This window comes from Reyranella sp. (assembly GCF_965227665.1).
Classification (GTDB): domain Bacteria; phylum Pseudomonadota; class Alphaproteobacteria; order Reyranellales; family Reyranellaceae; genus Reyranella.
Window position 1 is genome coordinate 2,615,136 of record NZ_OZ245767.1, and the last position, 14,921, is coordinate 2,630,056.

Below are 14,921 nucleotides of genomic sequence, written 5' to 3' on the forward strand. Positions count from 1 at the left end.
CTACTTCTCGGTTTCGACCAGGCCGCGCACGAACTGGCGCTGCATGAACACGACCACCAGCACCGGCGGCAGCATGGCGAGCATCGCCATGGCCATCAGCAGGTTCCAGCTCGGCACCGAATCGACCACATTGGCCTGGCGCGAGACCGTCATGACGACGGTGTAATAGCTTTCCTTGGTCGTGATCAGTAGCGGCCAGAGATACTGGTTCCAGCCATAGATGAACTGGATCACGAACAGCGCCGCGATCGAGGTCCGGCTCATCGGCAGCAGAATGTCCCAGAAGAAGCGCATCGGACTCGCCCCATCGACGCGCGCCGCCTCGGTAAGCTCGTCGGGCACGCTGAGGAAGAACTGGCGGAACAGGAACGTCGCCGTGGCCGAGGCGATCAGCGGAATGATGAGGCCCGCATAGGAATCGAGCATGCCGAGCGAGGCGACGACCCCATAGGTCGGCACGATGCGCACCTCGACCGGCAGCATGAGCGTGACGAAGATCGCCCAGAAGAAATACATCCGGCCGGGGAAGCGGAAATAGACGATGGCGAAGGCGGAGACGATCGAGATCGCGATCTTCCCGATGGCCACGCCCAACGCCATGATCAGGCTGTTGGTCAGCGTCATCATGACCGGTGTGCTGCCGACGCGACCGTAACCCTCGGTCAGCACTTTCGTGTAGTTCTCGATCAGATGCGGGCCTGGCAGCACCGGGATCGGCGACTGCAGCATGGTCTGCTGGTCGTGCGTCGAGGCGACGAACGTCATCCAAACGGGAAAGGCGATGATGACCACGCCGAGCAACACGACGAGGTGGCTCAGCACCGTCAGAAAGGGCCGGTTCTCGACCATCAGTAGTGCACCCGGCGCTCGATGAAGCGGAACTGCACGAAGGTCAGCGCGATCACCACGACCATCAGGATCACCGACTGCGCCGAGGAGCCGCCGAGATCCTGGCCGCGGAAGCCGTCGTTGAAGACCTTGAACACCAGAATTTCCGTGGACTTGCCCGGCCCGCCCTTGGTCAGCGAATCGACCACGCCGAAGGTACCGAAGAAAGCATAGATGATGTTGACGACGAGCAGGAAGAAGCCGACGGGCGAGAGCAATGGGAAGATGATGTCCCAGAAGCGGCGGCCGGGGCCCGCGCCGTCGATCGCCGCCGCCTCGATCAGCGATTTCGGGATCGACTGCAGGCCCGCCAGGAAGAACAGGAAATTGTAGCTGATCTGGTTCCAGACCGCAGCGATGACCACCAGCAGCAGGGCCTGGTTTCCGTTGATCACATAGTTGAATTCGATGCCGATGCCCTGAAGCATCCAGGCAATGATGCCCACCGAGGGGTTGAACAGAAAGCCCCACAGAACGCCGGCAACGGCCGGCGCCACGGCATAGGGCCACACGAGGAAGGTCTTGTAGGCGGTGGCGCCGCGGATGACGCGATCGGCCATGACCGCCAGCAGCAGAGAGACACCGAGCCCGATGGCGGCCACCAGGAAACTGAAGACCACGGTGATCTGCGCCGAATGGGCGTAGCTGTTGTCCCTGAAGAGCTGGGCGAAATTCTCGAACCAGACGAACTTGGAATTGCCGCCGAAGACGTCCTCGATCAGCACCGACTGGTAGATCGCCTGGCCCGAGGGCCAGAAGAAGAACACCAGCGTGATGATCATCTGCGGCCCCAACAGAAGGTAGGGCAGCCAGCGTGAGTTGAAGGTGACGCGTTTTTCCATCGAGCTAGACCGTGGCCCTCCCCCTCCCAGCCTCCCCCGCCGCGCGGGGGAGGTGGTCCGAAGGACCGGAGGGGGAAAGCAACGGCAAGGCCTTACTTGTTCGCGGCTTCGAAGCGCTTGAGCTGCTCGTTGCCCGCCTTCACGGCGTCGTCGAGCGCGGTCTTCGCGTCCTTCTTACCCGACCAGACGTTCTCGAGTTCGCCGTCGACGATGTCGCGGATCTGCACGAAGTTGCCGATGCGCAGGCCCTTGGAATTGGCCGTCGGCGGGTTGAGCGTCAGCTCCTGGACGGCCACTTCGCGGCCCGGGAACTTCTTGTAGAAGCCTTCCTTCTCGGTCGCCTCGGCGGCGGCGAGCGTGATCGGCACGTAGCCCGTCTCCTGGTGCCACTTGGCCTGCACCGGCGTGCTGGCGAGGTAGCTCATGAACTTGGCGACGCCCTTGTACTCGGCGGCCGGACGGCCCTGCAGCACCCACAGGGTGGCGCCGCCGATGATCGAGTTCTGCGGTTTGGCGATGACGTCGGGCGAATAGGGCATCATGCCGATGCCGTACTTCGACGTACCGCCCAGCGCCTTGTCGATGCCCGCGGCCGAACCGGAGGAAGCGATGTGGAACACGCAGTCCCCGGCCGTGAACAGCGCCGTCGACTTGCCCTCGCGTCCGCCGTAGACGAACGTCTTGTCCTTGGTCCAGTCGGCCAGCATCTGGATGAACTTCACGCGGGCCGGATCGTTGAACTTCAGCTCGATGTCGATGCCGCCGAAGCCGTTGTCCTTCGTGGCGTACGGCAGATTGTGCCAGGCGCCGTAATTCTCGATCATCGTCCAGGTCTGCCACTGCGGCGTGAATCCGCACTTGGCGCCGGCGGCGACGGCCTTCTTGGCCATCTCGCCGAGTTCCGGCCAAGTCTTCGGCGGCGTGTTCGGGTCGAGGCCCGCCTTCTGCATCAGCTCCTTGTTCCAGTACAGAACCGGCGTCGAGGAGTTGAACGGCATCGACAGCAGCTTGCCGTCCGGCGTCGAGTAGTAGCCGTAGACCGGGCCGATATAGGCCTTCGGATCGAACGGCTCCTTGGCATCGGCCATGAGCTGGTAGACCGGATAGACGGCGCCCTTGGCCGCCATCATGTTGGCCGTACCGACCTCGAAGACCTGCACGATGTGCGGCGCCTGCTTGGCACGGAAGGCGGCGATCGCGGCCGTCAGGGTCTCGGTATAGGAACCCTTGTAGACCGGGTTCACCTTGTATTCGGTTTGCGACTTGTTGAAGCCCTCGGCCAGGGCATTGACCGTGTCACCCAGATTGCCGCCCATGGCGTGCCAGAACTGGATCTCGGTCTGGGCGAACGCGGTAGACGCGCTCGCCAGCACCGCCGCGGCGGCGACGGAAGACAGTAGAATCCGTGTCATGTCGATCAATTCTCCCAGAATGAATCCCCGGCGATGTATCGTCGGGCCGCAAGACTGCGATGTGTCTCTTTTGTTGCGGTCTGATGACAGAACACCAAGACTGCGCAGCGAGCGCAACCCCCAAATGGTCGAACCTACTGGAGGGCGGCCAGGATCACGTCCGGGGCGTCGCTGATGACGCACTGCACGCCCATGCCGACCAGCGCGCGGGCCACGTCCCCGTCGTTGATCGTATAGACGCTGAGGACATAGCCGGCCTTGCGGATTTCGACCGCGCGGACCGCCGTCAGGCGCTTGCCGTTGGTGTTGATGCCGGCAGCCGATACTGCCTCGGCGCGCGTCCGCCAGTCGTCCTTGATCTCGTCGATCAGCAGCGCTCGCGCAAATTCCGGCGCCGCCTCGCGGGCGGCGACGAGCGACGAATCCTTGAAACTCGATAGAAGCGGTGCCGGAAGCGCGGCCGGCCACACGCGGCGCAAGGTCTCGACAGTCACCCGCGCGGTTTCCGCTTCACGGCCCTCGCAGGGCTTGATCTCGACATTGCAGCCCAGGCCCAGCTCGCCAAAGCAGGCGATCGCCTGCTCGAAGGTCGGCACCGAGGACGGCAGCTCGGACGCGCGCACCTCGGACGCCAGCCGGTCGACCCCGGTCGTCCGCTTCAGCGACGAATCGTGCATCACGATGGGCACGCCGTCGGCCGTCAGCTTGACGTCGATCTCGACCCAGGCGGCGCCCCGGCGATGGGCTTCGCGGAACGAGTCCAGCGTGTTTTCCGGCGCATAGGCCATGGCGCCGCGATGGCCGATCACTTTAGGCAGTTGCAGCATATGCGAATCCAAAGCTAAGTCGGCTGTCGCAATAGCCGAATGTCCCGATACATGTCGACCTTTCCCGAGAAGTTCCGCCTCGACGGCCGCACCGCGCTGATCACCGGATCGGCCCGTGGCCTGGGCTGGGAGATGGCCAAGGGCCTGGCCGAGGCCGGCGCCCGGGTGCTCCTGCATGGCCGCTCGCATGAGAGGCTGGCGCCGCGGCTGGCCGAATTGCGCGCCGCCGGCCGGGCGACCGATGGGGTGGTGTTCGGGATGGCCGACCGCACCGCCATGAAGCTGGCCCTGGCCGATGCCGGGCCGATCGACATCCTGATCCACAATGTCGGCGAGCGCGACCGCCGCCCCTTCACCGAGATCGAGTCCGACGATTTCACCCAGCTGGTCGATACCGACCTTTCGGCGGGCCAGGCACTGATCCGTCAGCTCGTGCCGGGCATGGTCGAACGCGGCTGGGGACGGCTCATTCTCGTGACTTCGATCGCCGCGACGCTCGCCGCGCCCGGCGCGTCGTCCTACATCGCCGCCAAGGCGGGCCTCGAAGCCCTCGCCCGCGCGCTGGCCTCGGAGCTCGGCGCCACCGGCGTCACCTCCAATGCCCTCTCGCCCGGTTTCTTCGCGACCGAGACCAACGAGGCGCTGATCGATTCGGCAGCCGGGGAACGGATGCGGCTGCGCTGCCCGGCCAAACGCTGGGCCGACCCTTCGGAAATCGCCGGCGCGGCGATCTTCCTTGCCTCTCCTGCCGCAAGCTATGTCAACGGTCATACCCTCACCGTCGACGGCGGTGTCACGGCAACCTACGTGGGCTGATGAAACTCCGACACCTCCTCCCAGGCCTGCTCACCTTTGCCTTCGCGCTGCCAGCCCTGGCGGCAGGGGCCGATGCCCCGGCGATCGAGGGACGCCAGCTCGGCCTCGCCTGGATGATTCCCTTTGCTGGAATTCTCCTGTCGATCGCGATCATGCCGCTCGCCGCTCCGAGCTTCTGGCATCACCATTTCGGCAAGGTTTCCGCCGCCTGGGCGGCACTGATCGTCATTCCGTTCGCGCTGATTCACGGTGTCCCGACCGCCGTTTACGAGGTCGTCCACCTGCTGCTGCTCGACTACATCCCCTTCATCGTCCTGCTGACGGCGCTGTTCACCGTGACCGGAGGCATCCACATCAAGGGCAACCTTCACGGCTCGCCGTCGATGAACACGGCCCTGCTGGCGATCGGCACGGTGCTGGCGGGCTGGATGGGCACGACCGGGGCATCGATGCTGCTGATCCGGCCCGTGATCCGCGCCAACGACGATCGCCGGCACAAGATCCACGTCTTCGTGTTCTTCATCTTCCTGGTCTCGAACATCGGCGGTGCGCTGACGCCGCTGGGCGACCCGCCGCTTTTCCTGGGTTTCCTCAAGGGCGTCAGCTTCTTCTGGACGACGACGCACCTGTTCTCGGAGATGCTGGTCTGCGCCATCGTGCTGCTGGCATTGTTCTACGCACTCGACAGCTACTGGTACCGCAAGGAGGGCCGGCCCAAGCGCGACCCGACGCCGGAAACGCCGGTGCGGATCGAGGGCGGCGTCAACATCATCCTGCTGGCTGTCATCGTCGGGGCGGTGCTGGCAAGCGGCACCTGGAAGCCCGACATTCATTTCACGGTCTTCCACGTCACGCTCGAGCTGCAGAACGTCCTGCGCGACCTGATTCTGGTGGCCATCTGCTTCCTGTCGCTGCGACTGACGTCGCGGGCATCCCGTCTCGACAACGGGTTCAGCTGGGCTCCCATGCTCGAAGTCGCCAAGCTGTTTGCTGGCATCTTCATCACCATCGCCCCGGCGCTGGCCATCCTGCGGGCCGGCAAGGACGGCGTGCTGGCGCCGCTGGTCGCCCTGGTGACGGGCCCCGATGGCCAGCCCAACGACGTCTGGTACTTCTGGCTGACCGGCGTCCTGTCGAGCTTCCTCGATAATGCGCCGACCTATCTTGTCTTCTTCAACCTGGCCGGCGGCGATCCCACCGTGCTGATGGGGGCCCTTGCCAGCACCCTGGCTGCCATTTCCTGCGGCGCGGTGTTCATGGGCGCCAACAGCTACATCGGCAACGCCCCGAACTTCATGGTCAAGGCGGTGGTCGAGGAGGCCGGCATCCGGATGCCGAGCTTCTTCGGCTACATGGCGTGGTCGTGCGGCATTCTCGTGCCGTTGTTCGTGGTGCTGACTCTCATTTTCTTTCGCTGAAGCGTCGCCCCCCGCAAAATCGCCCGTATTCGCCAGGATAAAATGGACAAGACATCGCAGGACCGGCTTGGCGCCTTTCCTGCAGGTTCACGTCTGCTCCGGCCTCAGGTAAACCCCCAAGGCTCGCCCTCCCGCTCCGAGGACGCCAAGCATCGGGGCGAAAAGCTGTAGAATCGCCTCGTGGCCCACGCCGTCAGCGCCTTCTCCTACCGGTCAGACCGAATCTCACCCGTCGCGCTCGCGTTGGCGATCCTTCTGCATGCGCTCGTGGCGGCGGCCCTCTGGTGGCTCGCCCATCAGAAGCCGCCGGTGCCGCCGGTCGAGGAAGCCATCACCGTCTCGTTCGAACAGCCCAAGGCTCCAGAACCGCCCCCGCCGGAGCCCCCTCGGCTGCCACCCGCCGCTCAGCCCCGTCCGGTTCCAGTCCCCCAGGCCCAGCCGCCGGTCATTCCCGGCGTGCGCCCTCCCGCGCCCGTCACCGCAGACCGGCCGACCCAGACACCGCCCACCAGCGAGGCATCTAAGCAACCGCCCGCGCCCCCGCCGCCGCCCGAGAGCAAGGCGGAGCCGAAGCTCCCCGCCGAACCCGAGGTCGCGCCGCCACCCCCCGCGCCGCCCGTCGAGGCACGTGCGGAACCGCCGACTGAACAGGGGCTCAAAGTGGCACCGACACCGCCGCCCCGGCCCGCGGATCCCTCGCCGCCAGCCAAGCCTGCCGAGGCCGTCCCGACGCCGAAGCCCGTGCCGCAGCAGCAGGCGCTCGCGACGCCGCCCCGGCCGCCACCGCCTGCTCCTAAACCCGAGCTAAAACCCTCGCCGCTCTCGACGCTGCCCTCGCAGCGGGCGCCCTCTGCCTCCTCCGCCGAGCCGCCGACGCAGCATCGATTCGTCAATCCCTCTGACACCTATGCGCGCGCCAAGGTCGCGGACAATTATCTCTCCGAGGTTCTGCGCAAGATCGTGGGTTACCGCTACACCTCGAATGCCCAGATGCGGCGGGGCGTTACGGTCGTGCGGATCGTCATCGCCCGCGATGGCCGCCTGCTCGGCGCCACCGTCATCAGTTCGAGCGGCGAACCGGAGTTCGACGAGGGCGTGCTGGCCGGTGTCCGCGCCGGCTCGCCCTACTCGCCGCTGCCCGACAATATCAAGGGCGCCAGCGCCCCCTTCGACCTGCCGCTGGTCTCGGTCAGGCGTTGACTACGCGCTTCGGCTAAAAGTCCGCGCTGAGCGACAGCAGGAACGTGCGGGGCGCTCCCATCGACAGGCCGTAGGTGGAGTTGGCCGACGCCCAGTAGTTCAGGTCGAAGAGATTCTCGACATTGAAGCGCAGCGACAGTGGCTTGCCGTCCGCGCGGTCGAAGGTGTAGCGCACGCCCGCATCGAAGCGCGTCCAGGCCGGCACGCTCTGCGTATTGGCCGGGTCGAGATACTGAGCACTGGTGTAGATCGCGCGGCCCGAGAAGGTGAGTCCGCGCAGGAACGAGGCGTCCCATTCGGCGCCGAGATTGAGCTGCACGCCAGGCACGCCCGTCGCCGTCTTGCCGCTGGTCAGCGCCGAGCCGGTATTGACCAGCACGCCATTGGTGAGCGCCAGTCCGCCCAGCACCCGCAAGCCGGAGAGAGGCTCGCCGAACACGTTGAACTCGATGCCCTGGTTGCGCTGCAGACCGTCGACGCTGAACGCGGCCGTCGTCGGGTTGGTGATGCCGACGGGCTGCTCGATCTGGAACAAGGCCAGCGTCGTGGTCAGGCGACCGAAGTCGACCTTCACACCCAACTCGAACTGCGTCGACTTGACGGGCGCGAACACCTGACCGGCATTGGCGGTGCCGGCCGGCGCCGTGGGTCCCTGCTGCAGTCCCTGCATGTAGTTGCCGTACACGGATACGTTCTGCCAGGGCTTTGCGATGAAGCCGACGCCCGGTGTTACCGCGCTCTGGTCGTAGCTCGTGGTCACTGCGCCGGCGGCATTGAAGTTGTCGATCCGCACGCGCTGGTAGCGGCCACCGAGGATGAGCTGGATCCGTTCGTCGGCGGCCGAGACCACGTCGGCAAAGGCCAGACTCGTCAGTTCCCGGTCATTGACCTTCGGCGGTGACGGCAGGGTGACATTGGGATTGTTGACGAAGGTCGGCAGGTAGAGATTGGACCGCGTGTTGAGGATGGGCGAGTAGAGCGAATAGCCCGTTCCTGCCAGCCGGGTGCCGGTCAGCGACAGGGAATGATCGAGCAATCCCGTGCGCAGCCGGCCGCGAATCCCGAGTTCCTGCGTGTTCAGGTCGGTCCGCGACGGGAACGTCGCCACCGTGTCGACCAGGTTCCCGTTCGCGTTGTTGACGTTGGCGAAGCCCGTCAGGCCTTCGAACCGGTTGGTCCGCGCTCCCGCGCCGCCGAACACCGTCCAGTCCGCCGAGATGTCGAACTCGGCCCGCGCGACGCCGAAGATGTCCTCCGTGTTGACGAAGGTCCAGGGCTGGAACCAGTTGGCGCGTCCGCCTGGCGCCAGCGGCACGGCGATCCCAGCCGCGACATAGGTTGGACGTTGCGGCGCGTTGAAGTTCTGCTTCTGGTAGCCGAAGTCGAGCGAGGCGCGGAAGCGCTCGCCGCGGAAGTCCGCGCCGAATACCGACGCGATGATCTCCTGGGTCTGGCGATCGACGGGCGTGTTGCCCGCGCGAAAGACGCCGTTGTAGCGAAGCCCGAACACCTTGTCGTCGCCGTAGCGCCGGCCGAAGTCGAAGTTGCCGCCGAACTGGCCGCTGGAGAAGTAGCTGGCAGTAAGCCGCGTGAGATCCTCGTTCCCGGCACGCTTCGGCACGAGGTTGACCGCACCGCCGATGCTGCCGAACGGGGCCATGCCGTTCAGCATCGCACTGGTGCCCTTCAACACTTCGACACGTTCGAGATATTCCGGCGTCACCGTCAGCGCCGGCGCCGCACCGAACATGCCGTTGAACGCGAAATCCTGGTTGGAGAGTGGAAAGCCGCGCACGACGAGCGGCGTGGTGTAGCTGACTGCGGGCCAGGAAATGCGCACCGATGGATCGTTGGCGACGACGTCGGCGATGCTGCGCGCCTGCTGGTCGCGGATCAGCTGCGCGGTATAGCTGGTCTGGTTGAACGGCGTGTCCATCACGTCCCGCTCGCCGAGCAGACCGACCTGCGATCCCTTGCCGACCTGCCCGCCGGCATAGGGAGGCGGAAGGTTGTCGATCAGGGCCTGCGGCGGGGCGGAGTAGCCCTGCACCTGCACGGGATCGAGTTGCAGCGCGCCCGACGACATGTTCGGCTTCTGCAGCGTCAACGTGCTGCCCATGATTCGCGGGACCAACCCGGTGCCGCTCAACAGTCGCTCAAGCGCGACGTCGATGGCGAGAGACCCGGTGACACCCGCCGTCGTGAGACCCTGTATGATCGCCGAATCGACCGAGACCTGAAGCCCGGCCTGCCGGCCGAACAGCGTGAGCGCGTTGCCGAGCGGGCCTGCGGGAACGGCGAACGCGCGCTGTTCTCTCGCTTGCGCCGCGTCTATGGCCGGAACGCCCTGTGCCCAAACATCCTTGGACGACAGAGCCACGGCCGGCAAAGCCGCAAGTCCCAGAAGCAACGCCAGCCTCGATACCATCATGATCCCCCGCTTCGGGATCACTCGTGCCTGCGCCGCGAAGCGCGATCCCGTGCGAGGAGAACGTCGGCGGTCTTCGACTTTTCACGGGAAAAGCGATGTCGGCGAATTTCTTCAGTTGGCCGAGACGATGACGAGCCACGGCGACACCTGCGTCACGGCGATGTCGCCGTGAGCGCGACCCAGGGCACGCAGGGCCTCGACGGGTTCATGCAACCGATAGACGCCGGTCACGCGCCGCCGGGCAACCGAGTCGCTGGCGATGACGATGATGCCGTTGAAGTAGGGACGAAGCTCCTTCACCACATTGGCAATGGGTTGATCGTGGGCAACGATCTCGCCGTGTCGCCACAGGCCGATCTCGCTCTCGGCTCGAATGCCGTCGCGCAGCCCGCCCGTGGCCTCGACCTGGAGCCATCGCCCGGCGACCAGGACGCGTGAAAGAGCGCCATGATCGACGCGAACACGGCCTTCCGCGACCGCGACGGCAGTCTCCGTCCCGTCCAGCCGAACCTCGAACGCCGTGCCGAGAACGGTGGCGCGCACGTCCTTGGCTTCCACCTGGAACGGACGCTCGGGGTCGGGAGTCACTCGAAAGAACGCCTGCCCCGCCAGCAGGCGCACCTCACGCCGTCCTTCCTTCAGCGACACGTCGATACCGCTCAGGGGCGCGAGTTCGACGGAGCTTCCGTCCGCCAGTTTCACTTCGCGCCATTCGCCGGCCGCGGTCGCGAAGTCCGCCTCCAGCCTGAGCATCCATCCCGGCAGGAAGAGCGCCGCAGCGAAGGCGGCCAGCGCGATCCCGGCACCGGCGACGAACAGGCCGGCCACGCGTTTCCGCCGGAGTCGGGGGACCGGCTTGGCGGCCGCCTGCGGACGCCGCGCGAGCGGTTCGCCGATCAGGTCGAAGGTCTGCGAGACTTCCGCCCAGGCGGTTTCGTGGGCCGGCGCGGCGGCCCGCCAGGCCGCAAAACGAGCCTCGATGTCCCGATCGTCCGGCGCCTCGCGCAAACGGACCAGCCACTCGGCCGCTTCGTCGGACGCACGTTCGCGATCAGCCTGGGATGTCACCGCCATGTACTTCTAAACGCCCGGCACTCGAAATTTTCAAGGATTACTCGGAGCGTCAATTTCTGCGGTCGAGACGCTTCTGACAATGTCGGACGCCCTGCACGACCAGCTTGTGGGCGAGACCGATCGAGATGCCGAGATGGGCCGCGATGTCCTTCAGTCTCGCATCCTCGAGCCGGTACATCCGCAGCGCGATCCGCGTGCGCTCCGGCAGTTCCGCCAGCGCTTCGTTGAGGATCGCGAGTTGCTCGCGGTGCAGGGAATACGCCTCGGGTGACGGGCCGGTCGACGGACGCTCCTCGAGCGTCGCCCGATCGGCCTGCGGGGCGAAGACACGGCTCTCGCGGGCCGCCTTCCGTCTTCCGTCGAGCGCCAGGTTGCGGACGATCCGGTAGAGATAGCTCACCGGATCGTGCAGGAAGCGCCCGCTCCAGGCGCCATTGAAACGAAGCCACGCCTCCTGGACGACATCCTCGGCAAGCGCCTTGGAGCCCACGATCGCCGCCGCGTATTCGATCAGCGCACCGCGATGCTCGACATAAAGATCAGTCGTTTCAGAAGACACCAGCGCACTCGAAGGACCGACGAGCGAACAGATGTATCGCAATTGCGAACTATTCGCAAATACCGGCGGCGGTCGACCTTGTCCGATCGATACAGTGCGCTTCACCCCCCGAACGCTCGACGATCGTTGCCCGCGCGAGTTCGTACCGCCATCCTCAACCGATCGAGACGTGGAGGCGACGCCCGTTCTTTAACGAGGGGGCGCGACAAGCTTGATTCTCGGATCGAACCAGCATGAATTCAGAGCCTGACCTACGGATTGAAGAGTGCCTGCCAACGACATTGTTCCGATTCCCGCTCCGCAACGAGCGGATCCCGATGCTGTGGCGAGGGACCAGCAATCCTCGACCATCAACCCGCTGGCCCTGCTGCGTGCCAACCCGATCTTCGACGGTATTGCGTCGGCGCGCTTGGCTCGTTTGCTGGGCACCTTGGAGCCATTGAGCTATCGCGCCGGTGAGAGGGTTGCACAGGCGGGAGACCCGGCCGTCGACCTGTTCCTGGCGACGCAGGAAGACTTCCGGCTCGTCACGCCCGGCGGGCGTGAAATTTCCGCGGCAGCCCCCTCGTGTGGCGAGGAAATCGCCGCCGGCATGGACCGCTACACCCTCTCGGCATTGGCAACCCGGGACGGAGTCGGCTGGACCGTGCCCGCCGCCGCGCTCAAGACATTCGTCCAGGAAAATCCTGACTGTGTCGGCCGGGCCGTCAGCATCCTTGCCTCTCGCCTCGCCATGGAGCCGATCGCTCCGCCATCGAGGACGCCGCCGTCACCGTCGCGTCGCGTCGGCCCGCTCGAGATCATCGGCTGGGCGATGGCCCTTCTCCTGCCTCCGCTCGTCTACTTCTTTGCAAGCCGCGGCGGCTGGCCCCCCCCAGACCGCCATGACAGTGGCCATAGGAACCGCGATGGTCGTGCTGTGGATGTTCGGCTTGGTCGACGAATTCATCCCGCCTCTGTTGGCCATTGTCGCCATGCTTCTCGTGGGCCTGGCCCCGCCGACGGTCGCGCTGGCCGGCTTCTCTTCGGCCAGCTTCGTGATGCTGCTCGGCGTGTTCGCGTTCGCGGCGATCATCACCGCCTCCGGGCTGAGCTATCGGGCGATGCTGTGGCTGCTGCTGGTCCTTCCGGACCGGCCGATCTTCCACCGACTGATCCTGCTCTTGGGCGGCTACGTCCTGTCACCCGTCGTGCCCGCGAGCAACAACCGCCTTGCGCTGGTCCTGCCGCTCTACCGCGACATGATGGAAGGGCTGAAGGTGCCCCCCGGAAGCCGGGCGGCCACTGCCCTGGTGGCAGCAACCCTCTCGGGGGCGACGCTGATGTCGTCCATGCTATCGACCGCCAAGTCGGCCAACATCGTCGCCATCACCCTGCTCCCCGCACAGATCCAGGCCGAGTTCCTGGGCCTGTTCTGGGCCGTGGCCGCCGGCGTCGCGGCGATCGGCATGACCGTGTCCCACGGCATCCTATCCGCCGGCCTTTTCAGGGCGCCGGCGACGCGCCCTCTGCCCAAGGAACGGATCGTCGAGCAGCTCGCACTGCTCGGCCCCCTGGCGCCGGCCGAGCGACTTGCCGCGCTCGGCTTCCTCTTCTTCCTGGTCGCCGCCGGCACCTTCGCCTGGCACCAGGTTCCCATGGCCTGGCTCGCGGGCACCATGCTCGTCATCCTGCTGCTCTCCGGCCAATTCTCGAAGCAGGATTTCCGCCGCCAGATCGACTGGCCGATGCTGTTCTTCCTGATTGGCCTGGATAGCATCACGCGTATCATGAACCATCACGGCCTGCAGGCCGTCATCGCCCGGACATTCTGGCCCTGGTTCCAGTTCGTCGATGGGCAGCTCGAGATTTTCATCCTGGCAGTACTGGCCGTCACACTCATCGTGCGCGTCGTCCTGCCGGTCACGGCCGGCATGCTGACGACCGTCGTGATCCTGCTGCCCATCGCCGAGGCGAATGGAATCCACCCCTGGGTCTGCGTCTTTCTGGCGACCCTGTTCATCGACATCTGGTTCCTGCCGTACCAGAGCTCGGGGTACCTGCAGTTGACGTCCCAGGTCTCACCGCAAAGCTTCGATCGAAAACGCTTCCTCCTCTACAATAACGGCCTCAACCTCGCGAGAATCGTCGTAGCCTACGCCTCGATCCCCTGGTGGCGCTGGCTGGGCCTGGCATGATGCGTCCGCTTCGCACCCTGATGATTGTCGGCTTCATCGTGGGCGGCCTGTTGGCGCTGGCCGGGTTCAGGGCCTCGTTACCCCGCATACTGATCCTTCACTCGGGCAACGAAGGGAGCGCGTGGGTGCGGGGCGTCGATCTCGCCTTCGACCGCGAACTCGAGGGCAGCCGCCGTCCAATCCATGTCGACCGGCACTACCTTCGCCTCGACGAGCCCGGCACCAGCCCGGAGACGGTTCGGATCCGGGTCCAGGACGCGCGCCGCGCAATAGCCCGGTCGAAGCCCGACATACTGATTGCGGTGGATGACGAGGCGAACGAACTGGTCGGCCGTGACCTCGCCGACCGGCCCGATCTCCGGCTACTCTACGTGTCGATCAACCAGTCACCGTCCCGCTACGGGTATGGGGGACGCGTGTCCATCACCGGATTGGCGGAGACCCTGCCGCTGGTGGCGGTCCGGGACGCGATCGAGGCCCTGCGCGGACCTCCCCCGTTCACGCGCGGAAGTGAAGAGCGACGCCCGTTGAGGGTCGCCGCGCTGGCGCGCGACAGCAGCACGGGCCGGGCCGAGCTCGAGCAGGTCCGGCAGTTCGCCTGGGCGCCACTGCAACTGGTGGGCACGGCGGCGGTTACCGACTTTGCCAACTGGAAGCGCGTTTGCGAGTCATGGTCCGGCAAGGCCGACGTCGTCCTGGTCCTGAGCTACCGCGGCCTGCCGCTCGAGGCCGACTCGAAGAAGCCGGTATCGGGGGCTGAACTTGCGGACTGGATGGAACGGGAATGCCAACCCGTCCCCATTGGGATGCTTTCGGGTTATGTCACCGATGGCGGTGGCCTGAGCATTGCCCCTTCACCGCAAGAATACGGAAAGTTGGCGATGGGCATGGCCCTGGAGTGGATTGGGTCGGATCTGACCCCCAAGCCACCCGCTGCCAGACAGGTCTCGCATTTCGACGTGGCGCTGCGCGCCGGGCTCCTCGGTCGCCGCGGCCTGCAGTTGCCGCCTCTGTACATCGAGGCGGCCCGAGCGCGGCACGCGTCCTTCGACTGAGTCGCCTACACCGGCAGACGGTACGCTCGGCTGCCCACACGCCCGTTCAGCGCCGCCGGTTCCCCGACTCCGTGGAGCGTGAGAGCATCGCAGCACCGCCGTCCAGATGATGCCCGAGAGCATCGGCGCCCCGACATGGATCGAGGTCTCGGCGTTGCAAGGCGCGAGCTCGTGCGCCTCGTGCTCAGGGATGAGATGGGATGATCGAAGTTAAGACGGAAC

At 65.8% G+C, this 14,921-nt stretch carries 12 protein-coding genes; 5 read left to right on the forward strand and 7 right to left on the reverse strand.

Annotated features, from left to right (window positions below):
* From ugpE to ACO07I_RS12675, 4 genes are all read right to left on the reverse strand, one after another.
* Positions 1-849 carry a sn-glycerol-3-phosphate ABC transporter permease UgpE gene (ugpE, locus tag ACO07I_RS12660; protein WP_422017805.1) on the reverse strand — a complete coding sequence of 283 codons (849 nt, stop codon included), beginning with the start codon at positions 847-849 and terminating at the stop codon, positions 1-3.
* Positions 849-1,730 (reverse strand): sn-glycerol-3-phosphate ABC transporter permease UgpA, encoded by an 882-nt coding sequence (ugpA, locus tag ACO07I_RS12665; RefSeq protein ID WP_422017807.1) that lies wholly within the window; start codon positions 1,728-1,730, stop codon positions 849-851. Before ugpA ends, ugpE begins: the two co-directional genes overlap by 1 nt.
* Before the next feature lie 92 nt (positions 1,731-1,822).
* Positions 1,823-3,142 (reverse strand): sn-glycerol-3-phosphate ABC transporter substrate-binding protein UgpB, encoded by a 1,320-nt coding sequence (gene ugpB / locus ACO07I_RS12670; protein ID WP_422017809.1) that lies wholly within the window; start codon positions 3,140-3,142, stop codon positions 1,823-1,825.
* 134 nt (positions 3,143-3,276) lie between these two features.
* On the reverse strand, positions 3,277-3,969 hold the full coding sequence (locus ACO07I_RS12675) for a glycerophosphodiester phosphodiesterase family protein (protein ID WP_422017811.1): 693 nt from the start codon (positions 3,967-3,969) through the stop codon (positions 3,277-3,279).
* A 51-nt stretch (positions 3,970-4,020) separates the two neighbouring features.
* Here ACO07I_RS12675 and ACO07I_RS12680 point away from each other — a divergent pair, with 51 nt between their 5' ends.
* From ACO07I_RS12680 to ACO07I_RS12690, 3 genes are all read left to right on the forward strand, one after another.
* Positions 4,021-4,785 (forward strand): SDR family oxidoreductase, encoded by a 765-nt coding sequence (locus ACO07I_RS12680; protein WP_422017813.1) that lies wholly within the window; start codon positions 4,021-4,023, stop codon positions 4,783-4,785.
* Entirely contained in the window at positions 4,785-6,203 is a 1,419-nt protein-coding gene (locus tag ACO07I_RS12685; RefSeq protein WP_422017815.1) for a sodium:proton antiporter, read from the forward strand. The genes ACO07I_RS12680 and ACO07I_RS12685 overlap by 1 nt, the downstream gene beginning before the upstream one ends.
* Before the next feature lie 180 nt (positions 6,204-6,383).
* Positions 6,384-7,403, forward strand: coding sequence for a TonB family protein (locus ACO07I_RS12690; protein WP_422017817.1), 1,020 nt, complete (start codon positions 6,384-6,386; stop codon positions 7,401-7,403).
* Positions 7,404-7,416: 13 nt separating this feature from the next.
* Here ACO07I_RS12690 and ACO07I_RS12695 read toward each other — a convergent pair whose 3' ends face one another.
* The 3 genes from ACO07I_RS12695 to ACO07I_RS12705 all read right to left on the reverse strand — a co-directional run bounded on the left by ACO07I_RS12695 (position 7,417) and on the right by ACO07I_RS12705 (position 11,467).
* Positions 7,417-9,834, reverse strand: a complete 2,418-nt coding sequence (locus ACO07I_RS12695) for a TonB-dependent siderophore receptor (RefSeq protein ID WP_422017819.1) — start codon at positions 9,832-9,834, stop codon at positions 7,417-7,419.
* A gap of 111 nt (positions 9,835-9,945) precedes the next feature.
* Positions 9,946-10,908: a FecR family protein gene (locus ACO07I_RS12700; RefSeq protein WP_422017821.1), complete on the reverse strand. Its 963-nt coding sequence runs from the start codon at positions 10,906-10,908 to the stop codon at positions 9,946-9,948.
* 49 nt (positions 10,909-10,957) lie between these two features.
* Entirely contained in the window at positions 10,958-11,467 is a 510-nt protein-coding gene (locus tag ACO07I_RS12705) for a sigma-70 family RNA polymerase sigma factor (RefSeq protein WP_422017823.1), read from the reverse strand.
* An 884-nt stretch (positions 11,468-12,351) separates the two neighbouring features.
* Here ACO07I_RS12705 and ACO07I_RS12710 point away from each other — a divergent pair.
* Together ACO07I_RS12710 and ACO07I_RS12715 are read left to right on the forward strand one after the other, a co-directional pair.
* The gene (locus ACO07I_RS12710; protein WP_422017825.1) at positions 12,352-13,644 is read left to right on the forward strand and encodes an SLC13 family permease; all 1,293 of its coding nucleotides are present in this window, start codon (positions 12,352-12,354) and stop codon (positions 13,642-13,644) included.
* Entirely contained in the window at positions 13,641-14,699 is a 1,059-nt protein-coding gene (locus ACO07I_RS12715; RefSeq protein ID WP_422017827.1) for a hypothetical protein, read from the forward strand. The genes ACO07I_RS12710 and ACO07I_RS12715 overlap by 4 nt, the downstream gene beginning before the upstream one ends.
* Positions 14,700-14,921 lie beyond the last annotated feature (222 nt).